Below are 22,569 nucleotides of genomic sequence, written 5' to 3'. Positions count from 1 at the left end.
GCAGGTTGTTTGGGTTTACGGCTAAAGCTTTGAGTTTGTCAGCTAAACTCTGCGTTTTCGCCGACGATGCCGTTCCAGTCCTTCGTATTAGTCGACCTTTGAGGTGCTGTTTGCACCTCGACAAAATGTTGCGCGTGAACAAGCTGGGTCAATCGCAGTCTGTTCTGCATCGAATATTTATTTGCCGAGGCGCCCTTTGGCGCGTCGCTACCGTGAGATAGCCGTCCTCCATGTTTGGTTCCAACGACGACAAGAAAGCCCCAGCTGCGGCTGGTGAGAAGAAAAGCCTGTTCGGATGGCTGCGCAAAAAGCCGCAGGAACCCGTCGTCGAACAGCCACAGCCACTTTCTGAGCCCACGCCTGCGCCGGTAATAGAAGAAGAGCTTGCGCCGATTGTCTTGCCGATCGCCGAGCCGGTGCTGCAACCGGTCACCGAGCCTGAGCCTGATGTTGTCGCCGAAGTCGTGGCCCCGGTGCCGCTCACGCCCGCTGCCGAGCCATGGCTGACGTTGCCCGTGGCAGAAGAGCCGGTGGCATTGGTCGAAGATGAGCTGGTGCCCCACGTAACGCCGCCGATTCCGGCACCGACTGCGTTTGCTCCCGAGCCCGTTCAGCCACCAGTGGTTGAGCCGGTCGTCGCGCCAGTTGTGGTGGCCGAGCCTGAACCGGTTGTTCCAGAACCTGTGGTGCCCGCATTCGTTGCCCCGGTTGCCCCGGTTGTTCAAGCGCCGGCACCGGTCGTCGCTCCCGTTGCCGCCGCACCTGTCGTTCCCGTCGAAGCGCCTGCCGAGCCCGCGCGTACCGAAGAAACCAAAGCCGGTTTCTTCGCCCGCCTGAAACAGGGCTTGTCCAAGACCAGCGCCAGCATCGGCGAAGGCATGGCCAGCCTGTTCCTGGGCAAGAAGATCATCGATGACGAGCTGCTCGAAGACATCGAAACCCGCCTGCTGACCGCCGACGTTGGCGTCGAGGCGACGTCGGTGATCATTAAGCATCTGACCCAGAAGGTCGCCCGTAAAGAATTGGCCGATGCCGATGCGCTGTACAAATCCCTGCAAGCGGAACTGGCGGCCATGCTCAAGCCCGTCGAGCAACCGCTGAAAATCACCTCGCAGACCAAGCCGTTCGTCATCCTGGTCGTCGGCGTCAATGGTGCCGGCAAGACCACCACCATCGGTAAGCTGGCGAAGAAGCTGCAGCTCGAAGGCAAGAAAGTCATGCTCGCGGCCGGCGATACTTTCCGCGCCGCCGCCGTCGAACAATTGCAGGTCTGGGGCGAGCGCAACAAGATCCCGGTCATCGCCCAGCACACCGGCGCTGACTCGGCTTCGGTTATCTTCGATGCCGTGCAAGCGGCCAAGGCCCGTGGCATCGACGTATTGATCGCCGACACCGCCGGTCGCCTGCACACCAAAGACAATTTGATGGAAGAGCTGAAGAAGGTTCGCCGGGTTATCAGCAAACTCGACGCCGACGCGCCTCACGAGGTGCTGTTGGTGCTCGATGCCGGTACGGGGCAGAACGCGATCAGCCAGGCCAAACAATTCAACCAGACCGTCGAACTGACCGGCCTGGCGCTGACCAAGCTCGATGGCACCGCCAAAGGCGGGGTGATTTTCGCCCTCGCCAAGCAGTTTGGCTTGCCGATTCGCTACATCGGCGTCGGTGAAGGCATCGATGATTTGCGTACTTTTGAAGCAGAACCCTTTGTCCAGGCATTGTTTGCCGAGCGGGAGCGTTCATGATTCGTTTCGAACAGGTCGGTAAGCGCTACCCGAACGGTCACGTCGGCTTGCATGAGCTGAGCTTTCGAGTCCGTCGGGGCGAGTTTTTGTTTGTGACCGGCCACTCTGGTGCCGGTAAAAGCACCTTGTTGCGCCTGCTGCTGGCGATGGAGCGTCCGACCACCGGCAAATTGCTGCTGGCCGGGCAAGACCTGAGCACCATCAGCAACGCACAGATTCCTTACCTGCGACGCCAGATCGGCGTGGTGTTCCAGAATCACCAGCTGCTGTTCGATCGCACGGTGTTCAACAACATCGCGCTGCCCTTGCAGATCCTTGGGTTGTCCAAGGCCGAGATCGCCAAGCGCGTGGATTCGGCGCTGGAGCGCGTGGCGCTGTCGGACAAGACCGACTTGTACCCTGGCGACCTGTCCACCGGTCAGCAACAGCGCGTAGGTATCGCCCGCGCCATCGTTCATCGCCCGGCCTTGCTGCTGGCGGACGAACCGACCGGTAACCTCGATCCACGTCTGGCGGCAGAAATCATGGGCGTGTTCGAAGACATCAACCGTTTGGGCACCAGCGTGCTGATTGCCAGTCACGACCTGGCACTGATCGCCCGCATGCGCCACCGCATGCTGACCCTGCAGCGCGGCCGATTGATCGGTGACGGGGAGGCCGGCGTATGAGTGCGACACGCAGCCCCAAGGTTTCCGAGCGCGTGGCCCCGAAGGCCGCCGATCAGCAGCCGCAGAAGAAAAAACGCGACGATGATGACGGCCCGGATTTCGCCACACTGTTTCGTGCCTGGGTCGAGAGTCATCGCGCCAGTTTGCTCGATAGCTTGCGTCGTTTGGGCAAGCAGCCCATCGGTAGCTTCTTCACCTGTATGGTGATGGCGGTTGCCCTGAGTTTGCCGATGGGCCTGTCACTTTTGCTAAGTAACGTCGAGCGTCTCGGCGGTTCCTGGCAGCGTGCGGCGCAGATTTCCCTGTACCTGCAAATCGAGGCCAGCCCTGCTGAAGGCGAGTCGTTGCGCGAGCAGATCAAAGGCATGCCTGGCGTAGCTGATGCCGAATATGTCGGCCGCGATCAGGCGCTGGAAGAGTTCCAGCAGCAATCAGGTCTGGGTGAGGCGCTCAAGGAACTGCCGGAAAACCCGCTGCCGGGCGTGGTTTTGGTGACGCCGAACGAGGTCGATAAGCCAGCCCTTGAAGCATTACGACAAAAACTTTCCGAGTTGCCCAAGGTACAACAGGCGCAACTTGATCTAGTCTGGGTCGAGCGTCTGGCAGCCATCCTCAAGCTGGGTGACCGTTTTGTCTTCGGTCTGACCGTGCTTCTGGTTTCTGCATTACTTTTGGTGATAGGCAATACCATTCGTCTTCATATTGAAAACCGCCGCACAGAGATAGAAGTGATTAAACTCGTCGGCGGCACTGACAGCTATGTGCGCAGGCCCTTTCTGTACATGGGTGCGCTTTATGGCTTCGGTGCGGGGATTCTTTCCTGGGGCGTATTGGCGTTCGGCCTTGATTGGCTGAATGACGCAGTGGTTGGGCTGGCCGGTTTGTACGGCAGTGATTTCGCGCTGGCCGGAGTGCCAGTTGCCGACGGTCTGTCTCTCTTGCTTGGCGCGGTGCTGTTGGGGTATATCGGTGCATGGATTGCAGTCGCACGCCACCTGAGGGAGCTTGCGCCTAAGTAGTATCATTTTGCTCGTATTGACCTTTCAGCGTTTATGGGAACTTGTCTTTTGGTTTCCGGTCAATTTTCGCAGTGCTGAACTGCACGAGTTATGTAAGTCGGAGGTTTTTTCGTATGACCAATTCTTTGCAACCTGCATATGCTCTGGTCCCGGGTGCAAACCTGGAGGCCTATGTGCACACGGTGAACAGCATTCCATTGCTGACACCGGAGCAGGAGCGCGAACTGGCCGAGAGTCTCTATTATGAGCAGGATTTGGGGGCGGCTCGGCAGATGGTGCTCGCCCACCTGCGTTTTGTTGTACATATCGCCCGTAGCTATTCCGGCTACGGTCTGGCTCAGGCTGACCTGATCCAGGAAGGCAACGTCGGCCTGATGAAGGCGGTGAAACGCTTCAACCCGGAAATGGGTGTGCGTCTGGTTTCGTTCGCTGTGCACTGGATCAAGGCGGAAATCCACGAGTTCATCCTGCGCAACTGGCGAATCGTGAAAGTCGCGACCACCAAGGCCCAGCGCAAGCTGTTCTTCAACCTGCGCAGCCAGAAAAAACGTCTGGCGTGGCTGAACAACGAGGAAGTTCACCGTGTGGCGGAAAGCCTCGGTGTAGAGCCTCGGGAAGTGCGTGAGATGGAAAGTCGCCTGACCGGCCATGACATGGCCTTCGACCCGGCCGCGGAAGCGGACGACGACAGTGCTTTCCAATCGCCGGCCAACTATCTGGAAGACCACCGGTACGACCCGGCCCGTCAGCTGGAAGATGCCGACTGGAGCGACAACTCCAACCAAAACCTGCACGAAGCACTTGAAGTGCTGGACGACCGCAGCCGTGACATCCTCTACCAGCGCTGGCTGGCAGAAGAAAAAGCCACGCTGCATGACTTGGCGCAGAAGTACAACGTGTCGGCCGAGCGTATTCGTCAGCTCGAGAAGAGCGCGATGAACAAGCTCAAGTTGTCGATCGCCGCCTAACCGCAGCTCAGGCATAAAAAAACGCCCCGATCATTGATCGGGGCGTTTTTGTTTGTGCCTGCTCATCCAGTCTGACACCGCCCCCTGTAGGAGTGAGCCTGCTCGCGATAGCTATTGATCAGTCGACATTTATAGCGACTGACCTGACGCTATCGCGAGCAGGCTCACTCCCACAGGGGGATCTTCAGTGTTACTGGGACCAAGGCGCCCGGCGCGAATCGTTGATGCCAACCAGATAGCTATCGCCTCCCAGCTGACTCATCTGCTGTCGAATCCATCCCGCTCGCCGTGCGACGTAGTTAGTTGGATGGCCGGCACTCCACACCCGCGGGTTAGGCAGCACCGCAGCTAGCAAACTGGCCTGCTGGCGAGACAGCGAACGAGCGCCGACGCCAAAGTGATGCCTGGCTGCTGCTTCAGCGCCAAATACACCGTCATCCCACTCGACACTGTTGAGGTACACCTCAAGAATTCGCTGCTTGGGCCAGAACACTTCGATCAGTCCGGTAAACCAGGCTTCCAGGCCTTTGCGCAACCAGCTGCGGCCGGACCACAGAAACAGGTTCTTCGAGACCTGCTGACTCAGGGTGCTGGCACCGCGAATCGATCCGCCGAGCTCGTTGTGGGCCAGTGCGGCCTGGATCGCGCCAAAGTCAAAACCCCAATGCTCCGGGAATTTCTGATCTTCGCCGGCAATCACTGCGACTTTCAGGTCGTCGGACATTTCATCCCAGGGTTTCCAGGTGCGTTGCAGGTCGATGGGCTCGCCGTCGAACCAGGATTCGACCTTGCGCTCGACCATCAACGCGGTTCCCGGTGGCGGTACCACGCGAAAGATCAGCACCAGCAATACGCTGCCACCCGCGAACCAGAGCAGGGCCTTCGTGAATCGTCGCAAAAATAAACGCAGCATAGAGATGGCTTGGCCGAACCCGTTGAGCGGGCCATTATACAGACCCTGTGGATCGAGTCTGACTGGAGTTCTTCATGCTGCGTGGCTTTCTGATGCTGGCCGCTTTTTTCGGCTTCACCGGCGTTGCCCTTGGCGCGTTTGCCGCCCATGGCTTGAAAAACCGTCTGACGCCCGAGTACCTGGCGATTTTCCACACCGGCGTGACCTACCAATTGGTACACACCTTGGCCTTGCTGGGCGTTGCACTGCTGGCCACGCAAATTCCCGGTCGCCTGATCACCTGGGCGGGTGCATCGTTTGTCATTGGCATATTGTTGTTTTCCGGCAGTCTGTACCTGTTGACCGTGACCGGCGTCAGCAAGCTAGGGATCATCACCCCCTTCGGCGGGCTGGCATTTCTGGTCGGCTGGTTGTGCCTGGGGCTTGCCGCCTGGCGGTTGACTTGACCTTGTAGGAGCTGCCGCAGGCTGCGATCTTTTGATCTTCAAAACACAAGATCAAAAGATCGCAGCCGCGGCAGCTCCTACGGGATTGTGTTTCAAGACGAATGGCTTGGGTCAGCCTGACCGATCGGGCTAGAATGCCAGCCCCTAAAAATGATGGCGGCATTCGGTATGCGCATTCAGTTGAACGGCGAATCCCTTGAACTGCCCGACGGTGAAACCGTTGCGGCCCTGCTGACCCGTCTGGAACTGACCGGACGCCGGGTGGCGGTCGAACTCAATCTGGATATCGTCCCGCGCAGCCAGCACGCAGAAACCACGCTAAACGACGGCGATTCGGTCGAAGTGGTGCATGCCATCGGCGGCGGCTAGTCGCCCGGCCCTTAAGGGCACAGAATTCTGCAAGAACCTCACCCCAACAGAGGATTTCCCATGAGCATCGTTCGTAGCGACAAGCCCTTCGTCCTGGCCGGTCGTACTTACCAGTCACGTTTGCTGGTAGGCACCGGCAAGTACCGCGACATGGAAGAAACCCGCCTGGCCATCGAAGCCTCGGGTGCCGAGATCGTCACCTTCGCCGTGCGCCGCACCAACCTCGGCCAGAACCCGGGCGAACCGAACCTGCTCGAAGTCCTGTCGCCGGATCGCTACACCTTCCTGCCTAACACCGCCGGTTGCTTCGACGCTACCGAGGCTGTGCGCACCTGCCGCCTGGCCCGTGAGCTACTCGGTGGTCACAACCTGGTGAAGCTGGAAGTGCTGGCGGACCAGAAAACCCTGTTCCCTAACGTGATCGAAACCCTCAAGGCCGCCGAAGTGCTGGTCAAGGAAGGCTTCGACGTGATGGTTTACACCAGCGATGACCCGATCATCGCCCGTCAATTGGCGGAAATCGGCGTTATCGCGGTGATGCCGCTGGCTGGTCTGATCGGCACGGGCCTGGGGATCTGCAACCCGTACAACCTGCAGATCATCCTCGAAGAAGCCAAGATTCCTGTGCTGGTGGATGCCGGTGTCGGTACCGCTTCCGACGCTACCATCGCCATGGAACTGGGTTGCGAAGCGGTGCTGATGAACTCGGCCATCGCCCATGCCCAGCAGCCGATCATGATGGCTGAAGCCATGAAACACGCCATCGTTGCAGGTCGCTTGGCCTACCTCGCCGGCCGCATGCCGAAAAAACTCTATGCCAGCGCCTCCTCGCCGCTGGATGGTCTGATCAAGTAAGAGCCATTGATGACTGAATCAAACGACACGCCTATCCAGCCGGAAGAAGGCGACGAGCGCCAACACCGCCGCATCAAGAGTTTCGTGATGCGCGCCGGGCGCATGACCGAAGGCCAGCAACGCGGTCTGGAACAGGGCACGCCGCTGTTCGTGCTGCCGCTGGCCGACACGCCGGTGGACTTCGACCAGGTGTTTGGTCGCTCGGCGCCGCGCTCGCTGGAAATCGGTTTCGGCATGGGCCATTCGCTGCTGGAAATGGCCGCGGCCTCGCCAGAGCAGGATTTCATCGGCGTGGAAGTGCACCGGCCGGGTGTTGGCGCGCTGCTCAATGGCGTGCTCACTCAGGGCCTGACCAACCTGCGGGTCTACGATTGCGACGCGATCGAAGTGCTCAACCGCTGTGTGGCCGACAACAGCCTCGATCGCCTGATGCTGTTTTTCCCGGACCCGTGGCACAAGAGTCGCCACCACAAGCGTCGTATCGTTCAGGCGTCGTTCGCTGAACTGGTGCGCAGCAAGTTGAAGGTCGGCGGTGTGCTACACATGGCTACCGACTGGGAACCGTACGCCGAGTACATGCTGGAAGTGATGAACGTTGCGCCGGGTTATCGCAACCTGGCCGAAGACGGCAAATGCGTCCCGCGCCCGGCCGAGCGCCCGATCACCAAGTTCGAACGCCGCGGCGAACGTCTTGGGCATGGCGTGTGGGATTTGAAGTTCGAAAAACAGTCCTAAACCCTACGCACTACCAACTGTGGGAGCGAGCCTGCTCGCGAAAGCGGTCTGACATTCAACGATGATGTTGAATGTTATGACGCCTTCGCGAGCAGGCTCGCTCCCACAGTTGTTTTCGGTTGTAGCTGAAGTCAGCGGCGGTCTGCGACGACGCCGATCAACACCAGCACCACCAACAACACCGGCGCCAGGCTGTAGTTGTTGAACTGGCTCAGGCCTTTGATGATCCACGGCGTGGCGTAGATCAGTGCGACGCCGCTGCCGACCATGCACAACAGGGCCATCAGCGGGACGCGCAAGGCGCCGGCGATGCTGCCCAGACGTGCGTCGACCCAGCCTTTGATATCCGCGCCAAACAACACCAGCAGACAGCCCACCAGTGCCAGAGCGATTTCAGACAGGTTGCTACGGCTCCAGCGGGACGCGGTGGCGAGCAGGTCGAGTATCAAATCCATTCGTTTTCCCTTAAGGCTGAAATCAGCTCAAAAATGTCTGCAGCAAGTCATTGAGGAAGAGTTGTCCGCGCTCGGTGGCCGCCAGACGTGACGGTTCGACCTGCAACAAGCCACTTTGTTCGGCTTCGTGGCGGACTTCGGCGAGGCTTTCCAGGCTCAGCCCGGTGCGCTCCGGATACAGTCGCGATTCCACGCCCTCGGTCAGGCGCAAGGCGTTCATCAGAAACTCGAACGGCAGTTCTTCATTGGTCAGGGCTTTTTCCCCGGCCTTGAAGCTTTTGGCCGGGTTGAGGTAGTCCTTCGGCAAGCGGGTCTTCCAGGTACGAACGATGCGCCCGTCCGGGTGGCTGAGCTTGCCGTGAGCCCCGGCGCCGATGCCGATGAAGTCGCCGAAACTCCAGTAATTGAGGTTATGCCGCGCCGGACGGCCGGGTTGGGCATAAGCCGAGACTTCGTATTGCGCGTAACCGTGCTCGGCCAACAGCGCCTGACCGGCCTCCTGAATGTCCCACAGCGTGTCGTCTTCCGGCAGCGTCGGCGGCTGGTTCCAGAACACCGTGTTGGGTTCCAGGGTCAGTTGATACCAGGACAAGTGGGTCGGCTTCAGGGCAATGGCCTGGCGTAAGTCGCTCAGGGCGTCGTCCAGGGACTGATCGGGCAAACCGTGCATCAGGTCCAGATTGAAGTTGTCGAACCCGGCCTGACGGGCCATGCCGGCGGCACGTACCGCTTCGTCACCGTTGTGAATCCGCCCCAACGCCTTGAGTTTCTCTTCCTGAAAGCTCTGGATGCCGATCGACAGGCGATTGATGCCCAGCGCCCGGTAGGCGACGAACTTCTCTTGCTCGAACGTCCCGGGATTAGCTTCCAGCGTGATTTCGATGTCGCTGGCAAACGGAATACGCTGCTCGACGCCCTTGAGCAAGCGGCCCAACGCTTCGGCGCTGAACAGGCTCGGCGTGCCGCCGCCAAAGAAGATCGAACTCAGCTCACGACCATAGACTGCATGCAGGTCCTGATCGAGGTCGGCCAGCAAGGCGTCCACATATTCTTCTTCCGGCAGCACCGGGCTGGCGGTGTGGGAGTTGAAGTCGCAATAAGGGCATTTGCGCACACACCACGGGATGTGGATGTACAACGCCAGGGGCGGCAGCACGGGTAGCGCGGCCCGAGGCGATTGGGCGGCACCGCCGAAGATCAGCGGCGACGCGGATGAGTCGTGGATCATTTCAGGCCCAGACGCTGGCGCAGCAGATCCATTGCACGGGCGCGGTGGCTGATGAGGTTCTTGTCGCTCGAGCTCAACTCGGCGCTGGAGCAATCGCGTTCCGGCACCCAGAACAGCGGATCGTAACCAAAACCGTGTTCGCCGCTCGCCGCTGGCAGGATTCGTCCGTGCCACAGGCCTTCACAGATAATCGGCAACGGATCATCGGCGTGACGCACCAGCGCCAGCACACAGACGAACTGTGCACCGCGCTCGGCTTGCGGCACGTCTTTCAACACGTCGAGCAGTTTGGCGTTGTTCGCCGCATCGCCTTGACCGTCGGCATAGCGAGCCGAGTAGATCCCCGGCGCACCGCCGAGGAAATCCACTGCCAACCCCGAATCGTCTGCCAGTGCAGGCAGACCGGAGATGCGCGCGGCATTGCGGGCCTTGAGGATGGCGTTTTCGACGAACGAGAGGCCGGTTTCTTCAGGTTCGACGCTGCTGAACTCGCCGATCGAGCGCAGTTGCACCGATTCGCCGAGCATGGCCTGAAGTTCCTTGAGTTTGCCGGCGTTGTGGCTGGCCAGTACGAGTTGCGTGAAGTTGATCATTCGCCGGGGAAGAGCTCTTGGTTGAAATTGATGGTGTTGATTTTATCGCCGTTCTTCACGTTGATCTGGAAGGTACGGGTTTCCTGCTGGTCGACCGGATATTGCGCGATGTAGTAGATAGCGCCCTGTTCGGTGATCTGTTTGAAATTCAACGAGACGCTTTGGCTGGTGAGGTCTTTGACCGTACCGTTGACTTCAGCGGTCAGAGGCTTGCCATCCTTGAGCACGGAGACGTTGATCACACCCTGGTTCTTGCTTCGCGTCAGCCCGGCCGCTTTGGCGATGTCGGGTGTCAGGAAAGTGGAGTTGAAGGTGTTGTAGTGCACCGTCACGTCGCCAAAAGTTTCCTGACGCTCGCCTTTGATGACGTCGGCGGCCATGGCGGTGACGCTCAGGCAGGCAGTAAGTACAAACAGCGCTAGACGACCCATGTTCGTTCTCCTCGAAGTGTCGTGACTCAGACCGCGACCTTGTGGTCTTGCAGCCCGGGGCTGCTGACGCGGTAAATACCGATTTCACCTAATAGATTAGGCCATAGCTTACTGGCCCACCCGTGACGGTGCTGTTGATCCACGGCAAGCCGATCAATGACCTTGGCTTCACGTTCGCGACACAACGCTTCAAAGTCTTCGAAGGTGCAAAAGTGGATGTTCGGCGTGTTGTACCAGGTGTACGGCAGAAAATCGGACACCGGCATCCGGCCCTTGCTCGCCAGGTACCAGCGGCAGCGCCAGTGACCGAAGTTGGGGAAGGTGATGATGCACTGGCGACCGACGCGCAGCATTTCGTCGAGGATTCTGTCCGGGTAGTGCACGGCTTGCAGCGCCTGGGTCATGACCACGACGTCGAAACTGTTGCTGGCAAAGTTGCCCAGGCCCTTGTCCAGGTCCTGTTCGATGACGTTGATGCCTTTGGCCACGCACTCGGCGATGTTGTCCGGGTCGTTTTCCAGGCCATAGCCGGTCACTTGCTTGTTATCGCGCAGCCAGGTCAGCAATTCGCCATCGCCGCAGCCGAGGTCGAGTACGCGGCTACCGGCGGGAATCCATTCCTGGATGATTTCCAGATCAGCTCTCATGGCTTTCTCACAACGTAATTCGGTTCATGTAGTTGCTGAACGCCTGCAGGTAGCGCGGGATCGGAATCAGGAAGGCGTCGTGGCCTTGCGGAGCGTCAATCTCGAGGTAGCAGACGTCTTTCTTGGCCGCCATCAGCGCGTCCACCAGTTCCCGCGAGCGGGCAGGGGAGAAGCGCCAGTCGGTGGTGAAAGACATCACGCAGAACTTGGCCTGGGCATTGGCGAAGGTTTTCGCCAGGTCATCGTCGAAGTTCGCCGCAGGATCGAAGTAATCCAGCGCCTTGGTCATCAGCAGGTACGTGTTGGCATCGAAACGTCCGGAGAACTCTTCGCCCTGATAACGCAGGTAGCTTTCGACCTGGAATTCGACGCTGTGGAAGTCGTAGTTGAGCTTTTCGCTCTTGAGGCCACGACCGAATTTCTCGCCCATAGAGTCGTCGGACAGGTAGGTGATGTGCCCGACCATCCGCGCCAGCATCAAGCCACGCTTGGGGATCACGCCCGCTTCCTGGAACGAACCGCCGTGGAACTCGGGGTCAGTGAGGATCGCCTGGCGCGCCACTTCGTTGAACGCGATGTTCTGCGCCGACAACTTGGGGGCCGAGGCGATGGCCAGGCAGTGGCGAATGCGATCGGGGTAGGTGATGCTCCACTGCATCGCCTGCATGCCACCGAGACTGCCGCCAATCACGGCGGCCCATTGGCTGATGCCGAGCAGGTCTGCCAGGCGTGCCTGGCTGTGCACCCAGTCTTCCACGGTCAACACCGGGAAGTCGGCGCCAAACGGCTTGCCGGTTTCCGGATTGACGCTGCTCGGGCCGGTAGAGCCGTTGCAGCCGCCGAGGTTGTTCAGGCTGACCACGAAGAATTTGTTGGTGTCGATTGGCTTGCCGGGGCCGATGCAGCTATCCCACCAACCGGGTTTGCGGTCGTCGGGGCTGTGGAAGCCGGCAGCGTGATGATGACCGGACAAGGCGTGGCAGATCAGCACGGCGTTGCTCGCCGCGGCATTCAGCGTGCCGTAGGTTTCGTAGATCAGGTCATAAGCTGGGAGCGAACGGCCGCAGGCCAAGGCCAGGGGTTCGCTGAAGTGCGCCACTTGCGGCGTCACCAGACCAACAGAATCGGGGGGGAAGGCAGCTGGCATCGACTCTGCTCTCGTTGAAATGAGGCGTAAGTCTAAAGACCGCTGCCTTTAGCAGCAAGCTAAGGCCGAGGTGTTTGGGAAATGGGTGCTCGGCGTTGGATCGACCCCTCACCCTAACCCTCTCCCCAGAGGGTAGAGGGGACTGACCGAGGTGCTCATTCGAGTTACATCGACCTGAAATATCGAGTCGAACTCAGGATTGAAATCAACCGAGATCGGCTCCCTTTCCCCCTCGCCCCTCTGGGGCGGTCGACGTTTCGGGAGGGCTGGGGTGAGGGGTGGCTCTATGCCGCAACCCACAATCAACGCGAACGCATCACCAAGCCAGGCAAATCCGGCAGCTTCTTCGGCGAACAGATCCGCACCCGTTTCTGCCGGTTCAACTCGCCGCTGATCAAACTCACCTGGCTCTTGGAAACCCCGAACGCCTTGGCCAGAAACGCCATTAAATACGCGTTGGCCTTGCCTTCAACCGGCGGCGCCGTCAGGCGAATCTTCAATCGATCCCCATGCAGCCCGCAGAAATCATCGCTGCGGGCCGCCGGTTGCAGGTGACATTCCAGAATCAGGTCGTCACCGTCCCAGCGAAAGTAGCTCACCGGGTCAGATCAGCAGGCGCAGGATTTCCGGCATCATCGTCATGGCGGCGAGGTTGTTGATCACCAGCATGTCGATCAGCTTGAGCACCATGAACGCCAGGATCGGCGAGATATCCAGGCCGCCAAGGTTGGGCAGAATCTTGCGGAACGGCGCCAGGGCTGGTTCGCAGATCTGGTTTACCAGCTCGGCGCCAGGGTTATGGCTGCCCGGTGCGACCCACGACAGGATCACGCTGATGATCAGGGCAAAGAAGAAAATCTTCAGGAACAGCGCGGTCACGCCAATCAGCGACCAGATCAGCAATTGCAGCGGGTTACCGGTGGTGCCGTAAGTCAGCAGCAGGGTCAGGGCCATCAGTGCGAGCTGCACGAGGATCGCCAGCACCAGCGAGGACATGTCCAGGCCGAACATGCTCGGGATGATCCGGCGCAATGGCTTGAGCAGCGGCTGAGTGGCCTTCACGGCGAACTGGCAGAGCGGGTTGTAGAAGTTTGCGCGTACCAGTTGCAGCACGAAGCGCAGCAGCACGATCAGCAGGTACAGGCTGCCGAGGGTTTGCAGCACATAGACCGCTGCAGTGTTCAATCCAATCATGTAAGGCTCCTTATTGACCCAATTGTTCGGCCATCTCGGCCGAGCGGTGCGCAGCGGCGCCGAGTGCTTTTTCTACCAGGGCTTCGAAGCCGCCGGCCTGGAACGACTTGATCGCCGCTTCCGTCGTGCCCGCAGGCGACGTCACGCGGCGACGCAGTTCCGCAGCGTCGACGTCACTGGCCACGGCCATGTGAGCAGCGCCCAAGGCGGTTTGCAGGGTCAGTTGTGCAGCGATGTCTGCTGGCAGGCCGAGCTTCACGCCGGCGGCGGTCATGGCTTCGATCAGCAGGAAGAAGTACGCAGGGCCCGAACCGGAAACGGCGGTGACCGCGTCCAGTTGTTGTTCTTCATCCAGCCACAGTGCGATGCCGACGGCGGACAGCAGTTCTTGCGCCTGTTTGCGTTGCTCGGTGTTCACTTCAGCCGTGGCGAACAAACCACTCACGCCCTGACGCAGCAGCGCCGGGGTGTTGGGCATGCAGCGCACGATCGGTTGGGCGCCGAGCCAGTTGTTCATGCTGGCGCAGGTGATGCCGGCCGCAATCGAGACCACCAGTTGATTCGGCTTGAGGCTTGGGCGAAGCGCTTCGCAGACGGCTTTCATCGCTTGAGGTTTGACCGCCAGTACCACGACGTCGGCGCCCTGGATGGCGTCGGCGTTGTCGGCGAACACCTCGATACCGTGTTCAGCGTTCACTTTGGCGCGGGTTTCAGCGCCCGGATCACTGGCGCGGATCTGCGCGGCGTCCAGACCTTTGGCGCGCAGGCCGCCGATCAGGCTGGCCGCCATGTTGCCGGCACCGATAAAGGCAATACGAGTCTTGCTCATGTCAGGTCCTTATAAAGAGAGGAGTCAGCCATATTTCAAGGCTGGCCATGCATTTGTTGAGAGCCGCGAGCGCCAAACAGGGCTGTACCGATACGGACCCAGGTGGCGCCCATGGCGATGGCCGACTCAAGGTCGTGGCTCATGCCCATGGAAAGTGTGTCGAGCGGCAGGTTCAGGCTGGCTTGCAGGCGCTGCACGGCAGCAAAAGCGGCATCCTGGGCGGCGCGATCTTCGGTCGGCTCGGGGATTGCCATCAACCCGCGCAGCTTGATGCGCGGCAGTTCACTGATGGCATTGGCCAGGGCCGGCAGGTCGGCCGGGGTGCAGCCGGACTTGCTGGCTTCACCGCTGACGTTGACCTGGATACAGATGTTCAGTGGGGGCAACTCGGCAGGGCGTTGTTCGGACAGGCGTTGTGCGATTTTCAAACGATCCACGGAATGCACCCAGGCGAAGTGCTCGGCGATAGCGCGAGTCTTGTTCGATTGAATGGGGCCGATGAAGTGCCAGATCAAGGGCAGGTCGGCCAATTCGAGCTGTTTGCTCAGGGCTTCCTGCAGGTAGTTCTCGCCAAAGTCGCGCAGCCCCGCGGCATACGCTTCGCGCAGGGCTTCGGCGGGCTTGGTCTTGCTCACGGCCAGCAGCTGGACGCTGTCTTCGTCGCGTTTTGCAGCGACGGCAGCGGCGTGGATGCGTGAACTAACCTGAGCAATGTTGTCTGCTATCGTGGACATCAAGAGGCGCCGGCGGCTGAAGGTTCGCGGCATTCTACTGGAATTGAGGAACGCTATGGATATCACTGAGCTGCTGGCTTTCAGCGCGAAACAGGGCGCGTCCGACTTGCATCTGTCTGCCGGCCTGCCCCCGATGATTCGGGTCGACGGCGATGTGCGGCGTATCAACCTGCCGGCCCTGGACCACAAACAGGTGCAGGCGCTGATCTACGACATCATGAACGACACGCAGCGGGTGGACTTCGAGAAGCACCTGGAGACCGACTTCTCCTTTGACGTGCCCGGCGTAGCGCGTTTTCGGGTTAACGCGTTCAACCACAATCGCGGTGCTGGCGCGGTGTTCCGGACCATTCCGTCCAAGGTCCTGAGCATGGACGACCTCGGTATGGGGGAAGTATTTCGCAAGATTACCGAAGCGCCGCGGGGGCTGGTGCTGGTGACCGGTCCGACCGGTTCCGGCAAATCCACCACCCTGGCGGCGATGATCGATCACCTGAACAGCCATCGCCATCACCACATTCTCACCATTGAAGACCCGATCGAGTTCGTCCACGAATCGCGCAAATGCTTGATCAACCAGCGTGAGGTCCATCGTGATACACGCAGCTTCGCCACGGCTCTACGCTCGGCCCTGCGGGAGGACCCGGACGTGATTCTGGTGGGGGAGATGCGCGATCTCGAGACCATTCGCCTGGCGTTGACCGCCGCCGAAACCGGTCACCTGGTGTTTGGCACGCTGCACACGACATCGGCGGCGAAAACCATCGATCGGGTGGTGGACGTGTTTCCGGGGGACGAGAAGTCGATGGTTCGTTCGATGCTGTCCGAGTCGTTACTGGCGGTGGTATCGCAGGCGTTGGTCAAGAAGATTGGCGGCGGGCGGATCGCGGCCCACGAAATCATGCTCGGCACGTCAGCGATCCGTAACCTGATTCGCGAAGACAAGGTGGCGCAGATGTATTCGTCGATTCAGACCGGGGGAAACCTGGGGATGCAGACGCTGGATATGTGCCTGAAGGAGCTGGTGTCCAAGGGCTTGATCAGCCGCGAGCATGCGCGGGAGAAGGCGCGCACGCCGGATGGTTTTTGAGGCTTAAAAGCAAAAGATCGTCCGAACGCGGCCCGAACCTTCGGCAGCTCCTACAGGGAAATGCATAGTCCCGTGTAGGAGCTGCCAAAGGCTGCGATCTTTTGATCTTGCTTCAAATCAGCGCTGAACAACCTGTAGGGTGTTCTTCTCTTTCGGCATAACCCGCTTGGCAACCACGTAGTGGCTTTCCCAGTAGGGTTTCTTCAGTGTGTCGATGCTCACCGACTTGCCACGACGTGGTGCGTGGATGAAGCGGTCGTTGCCCAGGTAGATGGCAACGTGATTGACCCGGCGGCTCTTGATGTTGAAGAAAATCAGGTCGCCAGGCTTCAGATCCTTGCGATCGACTTTCTCCCCATGACCGCTGGCCATGGCGTTGGAAGTGCGCGGCAGGTCAAACGTGGCGTCGTTGAACGCGTATTTCACCAAGCCACTGCAGTCGAACCCTTTGCTTGGGCTGCTGCCGCCCCAACGGTAGGGTGTACCGAGGACGTTGACTGCGCGGCTCAGCACGTTGCTGCTTTCCTTGGTCGCCATTGGCGGAACCAGGCTGCTTTTGCTGCTCAGTTGGGGAGCGCGTTTTACGGTCTGTTTGTTTTTGCTCGAAGGAGCAGAAACATGGGATTTTTGGGTGTAACCATTAACGTTAGGAAGACGTTGCTCACGATTGGTGGCGTGGGCGGCCAGTGGCATCAAAAGGCAAATGGTTAGCCATGTCTTGAAAAATGGACGCATTAGGCAAGGCTCATATAAGTTAGCGCGCAACTTTATAACAGCTTTTTTGACCCTTCCGCGGCCGTTGGTCGATTCAACCTTGGGGTCAACGGAACCAAATAAGCGGAAAATAGACGCGATTGTCGGACACAACGCTTGTGGTACAAGGCTTTGACGGGACACAAGGTAGCATTTGCCATACGTCGGCCACCTGTAAAAAAGTCACAAAGATTTAAAGAATATTTATCTATCGTGTGAATCGAGGTCCTTCATGAACACCTATCAACCGCCCGTTCCGCATCAAGACACGCACAGCAAAGTCATCGGTTACCTGCTGTGGATTTTCGGTTTTACCGGCGCTCACCGCTTCTATTACGGCAAGCCGGTGACGGGGACGATCTGGTTCTTCACCTTCGGTTTGTTGGGTATCGGTTGGCTGATCGACGTGTTTCTGATCCCGGCCATGGATCGTGAAGCGGACCTGCGTTTTACCGCCGGGCCCATTGAGTACAACGTAGCGTGGATTCTGCTGACGTTTCTTGGGGTATTCGGCGTACACCGCATGTATCAGGGGAAGTGGATCAGCGGATTGCTGTACCTGGTGACGGGTGGGTTGTTCTTTTTGGGGGTGCTGTATGACTTCTGGACGCTGAATGACCAGGTGTCGATTCGCAATGCGCAGAGTCGATAACAGCAAAGATCAAAAGATCGCAGGCTTCGCCAGCTCCTACAAGGAAATGCATATTCCCGTGTAGGAGCTGCCGCAGGCTGCGATCTTTTCGGTCTTACGCCTGGTGGCTAATACGTCCATCCACCAGGGTGTAACGCACCACGCCCGGCAGGCTGTGGCCAATGAACGGGCAGTTTTCACCTTTGGACAGCCAGGTTTCGCCGGCCACGGTCGAAGCCGCCGGATCGAACAGCACGATGTCCGCCGGTCCACCTACCGCCAGTTTGCCCGCCGGCAGGCGCAATGCCTCGGCAGGTCCGGTGCTCAAGCGCGCCAATAGCGTCGGCAGATCCAGCAAACCATCCTCCACCAGTGTCATCGCCAACGGCAGCAGCAGTTCAACGCTACTGATGCCCGGCTCGGTGGCCCCGAACGGCGCCAGTTTGGCATCCCGCTCGTGGGGTTGGTGATGACTGGAGATTGCCGAGATCACACCCGATTTCACCGCTTCACGCAGGCCATCGCGGTCGGCGCGGGTGCGCAGCGGCGGCTGGACGTGATAGAGGCTGCTGAAGTCGATCAGCGCTTCGTCGGTCAGTATCAGCTGATACAGGGCGACATCGGCCGTCACCGGCAGGCCGCGAGCCTGGGCCTGAGCGATCAGGGCCACGCCACGGGCGCTAGTGAGCTGACTGAAATGCGCACGCACGCCACTTTGCTCGACCAGCAGCAGATCCCGCGCGAGAGCCACGGTTTCGGCGGTTTCGGGAATGCCCGGCAAACCGAGGAAACTGGCGGTCGGGCCTTCGTGAGCCAGGCCACCTTCGGCCAGGTCATGGTCCTGAGAGTTGAAAATCACCGTCAGGTCGAATGTTGCGGCGTATTCCAGCGCCCGACACAGCGTACGGGTGTTGCGGAAGCTGTCCAGGCCGTTGCCGAAGGCCACGCAACCGGCATCGCGCAAGGCGACCAGTTCGGCCAGCTGTTCGCCGTCCAGGCCTTTGCTCAGGGCGCCGATCGGGAACACTTTGGTGTTGCCGGCTTCGCGGGCGCGGTCGAGGATCAGTTCGGCCACGGCCGAGGTGTCCAGCACCGGTTTGGTTTTCGGCGGGCAGCACAGGCTGGTGACGCCACCGGCCGCGGCGGCGCGGGTTTCACTGACGATTGAACCTTTACGGCTGTAGCCCGGCTCGCGCAGGGCGACGTTCAGGTCAACCAGCCCAGGGGCGGCGACCAGGCCTTTGGCGTCGAGGGTATCGACGGCGACAAAACCGGCTGGCGCGGCGCCAAGGGCAATGATCTTGCAGGCTTCAATATGGATATCGGTAACTTGATCCAGGCCGCTGGCTGGATCGATGACGCGGGCGCCGAGAATGCTGAGCTTCACTGGGCGTTCTCCTGCTCGAATTGGCGCTGGGCAGTCTGCCCGCTCATGGCCATGGACAGCACAGCCATACGAATCGCAATACCGTAGGTGACTTGATTGAGGATGACCGAGTGCGGGCCATCGGCCACCGCCGACTCAATCTCCACACCACGGTTGATCGGCCCCGGGTGCATGACGATGCAATCCGGTTTGGCTCCGGCCAGGCGCGCGGTGGTCAGGCCGAACAGGCGGTAGAACTCACCTTCGCTCGGCAACAGGCCGCCGGTCATGCGTTCACGCTGCAGGCGCAGCATGATCACCACGTCGACGTCTTTCAGGCCTTCGGTCATGTCGGTGTATACCTTCACACCGTACTGCTCGACGCCGATCGGCAGCAGGGTTTTCGGCGCGATCACGCGGATGTCCGGGCAACCGAGGGTTTTCAGCGCGAGCATGTTCGAGCGCGCGACCCGCGAGTGCAGGATGTCGCCGACGATAGCCACCGAGAGATTTTCGAAACCGCCCTTGTGCCGACGAATCGTCAGCATGTCGAGCATGCCCTGGGTCGGGTGCGCGTGACGGCCATCGCCGCCGTTGATGATCGCCACTTGCGGGCAGACATGTTCGGCGATGAAGTGCGCCGCGCCGGAATCACCGTGACGCACGACGAACATGTCGGCGGCCATGGCTTCCAGGTTGCGCAGGGTGTCGAGCAGGGTTTCGCCCTTGCTTGCCGACGACGTGGACACGTTCAGTGTGATCACGTCCGCCGACAGCCGCTGGGCCGCCAGTTCGAAGGTGGTGCGGGTGCGGGTGGAGTTCTCGAAGAACACGTTGCACACGGTCTTGCCGCGCAACAACGGGACTTTCTTCACCGCCCGGGCACCGACTTCGAGGAACGAGTCGGCGGTGTCGAGGATTTCCGTCAGCAGCTCGCGGCGTAAACCGTCGAGTGAGAGGAAGTGGCGCAGCTGGCCCTGATCATTGAGCTGCAGCGGGCGCTTGGTTTCTAGAGGCGTCATCGCGAGGGGGACTCTCAATAGGGCGAATTAAAGGGCGAGGTCTTGCAGTTCGAGCTTGAGTTCCGGGCCGGACAGTTTCACCCGTTCGTGGGCGGCCAGCGACAGGGTCGCGCCGACCACGTTCGGGCGGATCGGCAGCTCGCCGGCGTCCAGGTCCAGCAGGCACACCAATGTCACGCTGGCCGGGCGGCCGTAGTCGAACAGCTCATTGAGGGCGGCGCGGATGGTCCGGCCGCTCATCAGTACGTCGTCGATCAGCACCAGGTGCTGGCCTTCGATCTCGAACGGCAGAGCCGAAGGGCGCACTTGTGGGTGCAGGCCGTTCTGGCTGAAGTCGTCGCGGTAGAAGGAGACGTCCAGGGTGCCCAGGGGCGAGTCGCTGCCCAGTTCATCGAGCAACGCCTGGGCGACCCAGACGCCGCCGGTACGAATACCGATGTAGCGCGGTTCGCTGATGCCACGGTGTTCCAGGTGCGCCTTGAGACGGGTCGCCATCTGGCTGATCAGTTCGGCGGGATTGGGCAGGCTCATGGTTGCTCCTTCTTGGGCCCGAGCCGGGTTCTGCTGGAGAGGTGGCTCGGGTTGTCGCTAAGTAGAGACGCTTGTTGCGGCTCTTCAGGATTCGAACAGTGCAGTGTTTTCGTCGAGCCAGCCTTGCAGCAGCAGGGCGGCGGCGATGGCGTCGACCGGGTTGTCGCGATAGCTGCCCTTTTGCCCGCCACGATCACGCCGTTCACCCTTGGCTTCGAAGGTGGTCAGGCGTTCATCGTGGGTATAGAAGGGCAGGTTGTAGCGGCCGTTGAGACGGCGGGCGAATTTCTCGGCGCGCAGGCACATGTCGCTCGGCGTGCCGTCCATGTTCAAGGGCAGGCCCACCACCACGGCATCGGGTTTCCACTCTTTAATCAGGGCTTCGACCTGATTCCAGTCGGGAATACCGTTTTGTGCCTTCAAGGTACACAGCTCGCGGGCCTGACCGGTAATCACCTGGCCGACCGCAACGCCGATCTGTTTGGTGCCGTAATCGAAACCCAAAATCAGGCGCAGGGCCATCAGGCGTGTCCCGCCTGGCTGGTCAGCAGGCTGAGATTGACGCCCAGGTGCTTGGCCGCTGCTTCCAGGCGCAGTTCGCTGCTGGTGTTGAACAAAATATCGGCATCGAACGGGCAGGTCAGCCAGGCGTTCTGGGCCAGTTCGGCTTCCAGCTGCCCGGCTTCCCAGCCAGCGTAACCGAGGGCGATCAGGCTTTTCGCCGGACCGACGCCGTCGGCGATGGCGAACAGTACGTCCTGGGAGGTCGACAGGGCCAGTTTCTCATCAAGCTCAACGGTGGCCTGATAACTCTGCCCCGAGGGGTGCAGAACAAAACCGCGGTCGGTCTGCACCGGGCCGCCGATGAAGATCGGCACATGCTGGCAGAGCATCGGCGGTTCGATGTCGGGGCGCAGTTGCTCGAGGATATCGGCCAGGTTGAGGTCTTGCGGACGATTGACCACCAGCCCCATGGCACCATTGGCCGTGTGCTCGACGATGTAGGTCAAGGTGTGCGCAAAGTTCGGGTCGACCATGTGAGGCATGGCGATCAGGAAGTGATGCTTGAGGTAGCTGGGGCTGACGTTCTTCATGAGCGCTAGTGTGGCGTTGGAGGGGCGAACTGACAAGCTGAGGATGCGTTGGAATTGTCCCAATCCTGCAAACAACCGAGATCAAATGTGGGAGCGAGCCTGCTCGCGAAGAGGGCGTACCAGTGACATTAATGTTGGCTGACACATCGCATTCGCGAGCAGGCTCGCTCCCACAAGGGGATTTGTGAGGTGTCAGTTGCTGGAGAGCTTGTCCCCGCGGGCAAACTTCCAGGTCCGGATGATTTCCAGACGGTCGATATCCGACAAATCCCCGGTAAACGGTGAAAATGGCGCCGCCAGCCGCACGATGCGCTGCGCCGCCTGATCCAGCAGCGGTTGCCCGGACGACTCCAGTACCAGCACTTCATAGAGAGAGCCATCGCGGTTGATCGAAACCATCAGGCGCAAGTTGCCGTAGATCTGCTTGCGTCGCGCTTCGTCGGGGTAATTCAGATTACCGATGCGCTCGACTTTCTTGCGCCACTCGTCCTTATACCAGGCGCCTTTATCGCGCATGGTCGACGCGGCGCTCAGACGGTGGATACGCGGGCGCTTGGCATACAACTGTTGTTCGTTGGCCAGTTCCGCTTCCAGGCTGGCGATGCTGTTGGACAGCTGTTCACTGTCGAACGTCGGCGCGGCGACTGCGGGTTTGGTAACGGGCTTGGGTTCTTCAGTTTTGGCCGCGGCTTTTTTCGGCTTGGGCGCGACGGTCGTCACGGCTGCCTTGGGTGCGGCTTCCTGCACTTCAGGCTTGGCCGCCGGCGGTGGCGTGACTTTCTGCACCTTGTTGTCCTGGAAAGGCGCGACCTCGGTGGTCTTGGGAATTGCCTTTTTATCCAGGGTGCCGCTGCCTTCCTGATTCTCTTGAGCGAGGAAATCGGCTTTCTCAGGCTTCTTTTCGCTTTTGAAGGTGGCGAGGGTGATTTCCAGGGTTTTGCTGATTTGCTTGGGTTCGACCATCGTAAAGCCGACGCCCAACAGCAAGGCCAGGTGAATCAGCGCCGCGAGAAACAGGGTAAAACCGAGGCGATCAGCCGGGCGCACGCCACGATGGGCGAGTTCAGCGGGCAGATCGGACGGGAGCGTCATGACAAAAAAACCAA

At 60.1% G+C, this 22,569-nt stretch carries 28 protein-coding genes; 10 read left to right on the top strand and 18 right to left on the bottom strand.

Annotated features, from left to right (window positions below; all coding sequences use genetic code 11):
- Nucleotides 1–230 precede the first annotated feature (230 nt).
- The 4 genes from ftsY to rpoH all read left to right on the top strand — a co-directional run bounded on the left by ftsY (nt 231) and on the right by rpoH (nt 4,400).
- The gene (ftsY, locus tag EAH74_RS01250; RefSeq protein ID WP_140675080.1) at nt 231–1,745 is read left to right on the top strand and encodes a signal recognition particle-docking protein FtsY; all 1,515 of its coding nucleotides are present in this window, start codon (nt 231–233) and stop codon (nt 1,743–1,745) included.
- Complete coding sequence (gene ftsE, locus EAH74_RS01245; RefSeq protein WP_008152655.1) at nt 1,742–2,413, top strand: cell division ATP-binding protein FtsE; 672 nt, start codon at nt 1,742–1,744, stop codon at nt 2,411–2,413. The genes ftsY and ftsE overlap by 4 nt, the downstream gene beginning before the upstream one ends.
- Entirely contained in the window at nt 2,410–3,432 is a 1,023-nt protein-coding gene (ftsX, locus tag EAH74_RS01240; protein WP_008152652.1) for a permease-like cell division protein FtsX, read from the top strand. The genes ftsE and ftsX overlap by 4 nt, the downstream gene beginning before the upstream one ends.
- Before the next feature lie 113 nt (nt 3,433–3,545).
- Nucleotides 3,546–4,400 carry an RNA polymerase sigma factor RpoH gene (rpoH, locus tag EAH74_RS01235; RefSeq protein ID WP_140675077.1) on the top strand — a complete coding sequence of 285 codons (855 nt, stop codon included), beginning with the start codon at nt 3,546–3,548 and terminating at the stop codon, nt 4,398–4,400.
- 190 nt (nt 4,401–4,590) lie between these two features.
- On the opposite strand, the gene mtgA is transcribed toward rpoH, so the two are convergent.
- Nucleotides 4,591–5,313 (bottom strand): monofunctional biosynthetic peptidoglycan transglycosylase, encoded by a 723-nt coding sequence (mtgA, locus tag EAH74_RS01230; RefSeq protein ID WP_140675074.1) that lies wholly within the window; start codon nt 5,311–5,313, stop codon nt 4,591–4,593.
- Nucleotides 5,314–5,387: 74 nt separating this feature from the next.
- Between mtgA and EAH74_RS01225 the strand changes: the two genes are divergently transcribed.
- The 4 genes from EAH74_RS01225 to trmB all read left to right on the top strand — a co-directional run bounded on the left by EAH74_RS01225 (nt 5,388) and on the right by trmB (nt 7,718).
- A complete protein-coding gene (locus EAH74_RS01225) occupies nt 5,388–5,759 on the top strand; it encodes a DUF423 domain-containing protein (RefSeq protein ID WP_140675071.1) in 372 nt (123 codons plus the stop codon).
- Nucleotides 5,760–5,927: 168 nt separating this feature from the next.
- A complete protein-coding gene (thiS, locus tag EAH74_RS01220) occupies nt 5,928–6,128 on the top strand; it encodes a sulfur carrier protein ThiS (protein WP_007897898.1) in 201 nt (66 codons plus the stop codon).
- A gap of 60 nt (nt 6,129–6,188) precedes the next feature.
- Nucleotides 6,189–6,983: a thiazole synthase gene (locus tag EAH74_RS01215; RefSeq protein ID WP_008068101.1), complete on the top strand. Its 795-nt coding sequence runs from the start codon at nt 6,189–6,191 to the stop codon at nt 6,981–6,983.
- A 9-nt stretch (nt 6,984–6,992) separates the two neighbouring features.
- A complete protein-coding gene (trmB, locus tag EAH74_RS01210; RefSeq protein ID WP_140675068.1) occupies nt 6,993–7,718 on the top strand; it encodes a tRNA (guanosine(46)-N7)-methyltransferase TrmB in 726 nt (241 codons plus the stop codon).
- A 131-nt stretch (nt 7,719–7,849) separates the two neighbouring features.
- Here trmB and EAH74_RS01205 read toward each other — a convergent pair whose 3' ends face one another.
- The 10 genes from EAH74_RS01205 to EAH74_RS01160 form a co-directional block, all read right to left on the bottom strand.
- Nucleotides 7,850–8,173, bottom strand: coding sequence for a DUF3392 domain-containing protein (locus EAH74_RS01205; RefSeq protein WP_033060485.1), 324 nt, complete (start codon nt 8,171–8,173; stop codon nt 7,850–7,852).
- 22 nt (nt 8,174–8,195) lie between these two features.
- Nucleotides 8,196–9,401, bottom strand: a complete 1,206-nt coding sequence (gene hemW, locus EAH74_RS01200) for a radical SAM family heme chaperone HemW (protein WP_140675065.1) — start codon at nt 9,399–9,401, stop codon at nt 8,196–8,198.
- A complete protein-coding gene (gene rdgB / locus EAH74_RS01195) occupies nt 9,398–9,994 on the bottom strand; it encodes an RdgB/HAM1 family non-canonical purine NTP pyrophosphatase (RefSeq protein WP_140675062.1) in 597 nt (198 codons plus the stop codon). Before rdgB ends, hemW begins: the two co-directional genes overlap by 4 nt.
- The gene (locus EAH74_RS01190) at nt 9,991–10,425 is read right to left on the bottom strand and encodes a DUF4426 domain-containing protein (RefSeq protein WP_140675059.1); all 435 of its coding nucleotides are present in this window, start codon (nt 10,423–10,425) and stop codon (nt 9,991–9,993) included. The genes rdgB and EAH74_RS01190 overlap by 4 nt, the downstream gene beginning before the upstream one ends.
- A 26-nt stretch (nt 10,426–10,451) precedes the next feature.
- Entirely contained in the window at nt 10,452–11,072 is a 621-nt protein-coding gene (gene metW / locus EAH74_RS01185) for a methionine biosynthesis protein MetW (protein WP_123368496.1), read from the bottom strand.
- A gap of 7 nt (nt 11,073–11,079) precedes the next feature.
- Nucleotides 11,080–12,219 (bottom strand): homoserine O-succinyltransferase MetX, encoded by a 1,140-nt coding sequence (gene metX / locus EAH74_RS01180; RefSeq protein WP_140675054.1) that lies wholly within the window; start codon nt 12,217–12,219, stop codon nt 11,080–11,082.
- Nucleotides 12,220–12,521: 302 nt separating this feature from the next.
- Nucleotides 12,522–12,818 carry a DUF167 domain-containing protein gene (locus tag EAH74_RS01175; protein WP_109635596.1) on the bottom strand — a complete coding sequence of 99 codons (297 nt, stop codon included), beginning with the start codon at nt 12,816–12,818 and terminating at the stop codon, nt 12,522–12,524.
- A 4-nt stretch (nt 12,819–12,822) separates the two neighbouring features.
- Nucleotides 12,823–13,413 (bottom strand): YggT family protein, encoded by a 591-nt coding sequence (locus EAH74_RS01170; protein ID WP_017341276.1) that lies wholly within the window; start codon nt 13,411–13,413, stop codon nt 12,823–12,825.
- A 10-nt stretch (nt 13,414–13,423) separates the two neighbouring features.
- On the bottom strand, nt 13,424–14,242 hold the full coding sequence (proC, locus tag EAH74_RS01165) for a pyrroline-5-carboxylate reductase (protein ID WP_140675051.1): 819 nt from the start codon (nt 14,240–14,242) through the stop codon (nt 13,424–13,426).
- A 35-nt stretch (nt 14,243–14,277) separates the two neighbouring features.
- Nucleotides 14,278–14,976 carry a YggS family pyridoxal phosphate-dependent enzyme gene (locus EAH74_RS01160; protein ID WP_140675048.1) on the bottom strand — a complete coding sequence of 233 codons (699 nt, stop codon included), beginning with the start codon at nt 14,974–14,976 and terminating at the stop codon, nt 14,278–14,280.
- Nucleotides 14,977–15,031: 55 nt separating this feature from the next.
- Between EAH74_RS01160 and EAH74_RS01155 the strand changes: the two genes are divergently transcribed.
- Nucleotides 15,032–16,066: a type IV pilus twitching motility protein PilT gene (locus tag EAH74_RS01155; RefSeq protein WP_140675044.1), complete on the top strand. Its 1,035-nt coding sequence runs from the start codon at nt 15,032–15,034 to the stop codon at nt 16,064–16,066.
- 117 nt (nt 16,067–16,183) lie between these two features.
- Here the strand turns inward: EAH74_RS01155 and EAH74_RS01150 are convergent, their stop codons facing one another.
- Nucleotides 16,184–16,801: a C40 family peptidase gene (locus tag EAH74_RS01150; protein ID WP_140675041.1), complete on the bottom strand. Its 618-nt coding sequence runs from the start codon at nt 16,799–16,801 to the stop codon at nt 16,184–16,186.
- 250 nt (nt 16,802–17,051) lie between these two features.
- Between EAH74_RS01150 and EAH74_RS01145 the strand changes: the two genes are divergently transcribed.
- Nucleotides 17,052–17,471, top strand: coding sequence for an NINE protein (locus EAH74_RS01145; protein ID WP_140675038.1), 420 nt, complete (start codon nt 17,052–17,054; stop codon nt 17,469–17,471).
- A gap of 94 nt (nt 17,472–17,565) precedes the next feature.
- Here the strand turns inward: EAH74_RS01145 and EAH74_RS01140 are convergent, their stop codons facing one another.
- The 6 genes from EAH74_RS01140 to EAH74_RS01115 all read right to left on the bottom strand — a co-directional run bounded on the left by EAH74_RS01140 (nt 17,566) and on the right by EAH74_RS01115 (nt 22,555).
- A complete protein-coding gene (locus EAH74_RS01140) occupies nt 17,566–18,837 on the bottom strand; it encodes a dihydroorotase (RefSeq protein ID WP_140675035.1) in 1,272 nt (423 codons plus the stop codon).
- On the bottom strand, nt 18,834–19,838 hold the full coding sequence (locus tag EAH74_RS01135) for an aspartate carbamoyltransferase catalytic subunit (RefSeq protein ID WP_074871640.1): 1,005 nt from the start codon (nt 19,836–19,838) through the stop codon (nt 18,834–18,836). Before EAH74_RS01135 ends, EAH74_RS01140 begins: the two co-directional genes overlap by 4 nt.
- A 27-nt stretch (nt 19,839–19,865) precedes the next feature.
- On the bottom strand, nt 19,866–20,369 hold the full coding sequence (pyrR, locus tag EAH74_RS01130) for a bifunctional pyr operon transcriptional regulator/uracil phosphoribosyltransferase PyrR (RefSeq protein WP_008152613.1): 504 nt from the start codon (nt 20,367–20,369) through the stop codon (nt 19,866–19,868).
- An 84-nt stretch (nt 20,370–20,453) separates the two neighbouring features.
- Nucleotides 20,454–20,891 carry a Holliday junction resolvase RuvX gene (ruvX, locus tag EAH74_RS01125; RefSeq protein WP_005792259.1) on the bottom strand — a complete coding sequence of 146 codons (438 nt, stop codon included), beginning with the start codon at nt 20,889–20,891 and terminating at the stop codon, nt 20,454–20,456.
- Nucleotides 20,891–21,463 carry a YqgE/AlgH family protein gene (locus EAH74_RS01120; protein WP_140675032.1) on the bottom strand — a complete coding sequence of 191 codons (573 nt, stop codon included), beginning with the start codon at nt 21,461–21,463 and terminating at the stop codon, nt 20,891–20,893. Before EAH74_RS01120 ends, ruvX begins: the two co-directional genes overlap by 1 nt.
- 192 nt (nt 21,464–21,655) lie before the next feature.
- Nucleotides 21,656–22,555, bottom strand: coding sequence for an energy transducer TonB (locus EAH74_RS01115; RefSeq protein WP_140675029.1), 900 nt, complete (start codon nt 22,553–22,555; stop codon nt 21,656–21,658).
- Nucleotides 22,556–22,569 lie beyond the last annotated feature (14 nt).

Source organism: Pseudomonas mandelii (genome assembly GCF_006438925.1).
Classification (GTDB): domain Bacteria; phylum Pseudomonadota; class Gammaproteobacteria; order Pseudomonadales; family Pseudomonadaceae; genus Aquipseudomonas; species Aquipseudomonas mandelii_C.
This window is presented reverse-complemented; position numbering and strand designations above follow the sequence as displayed.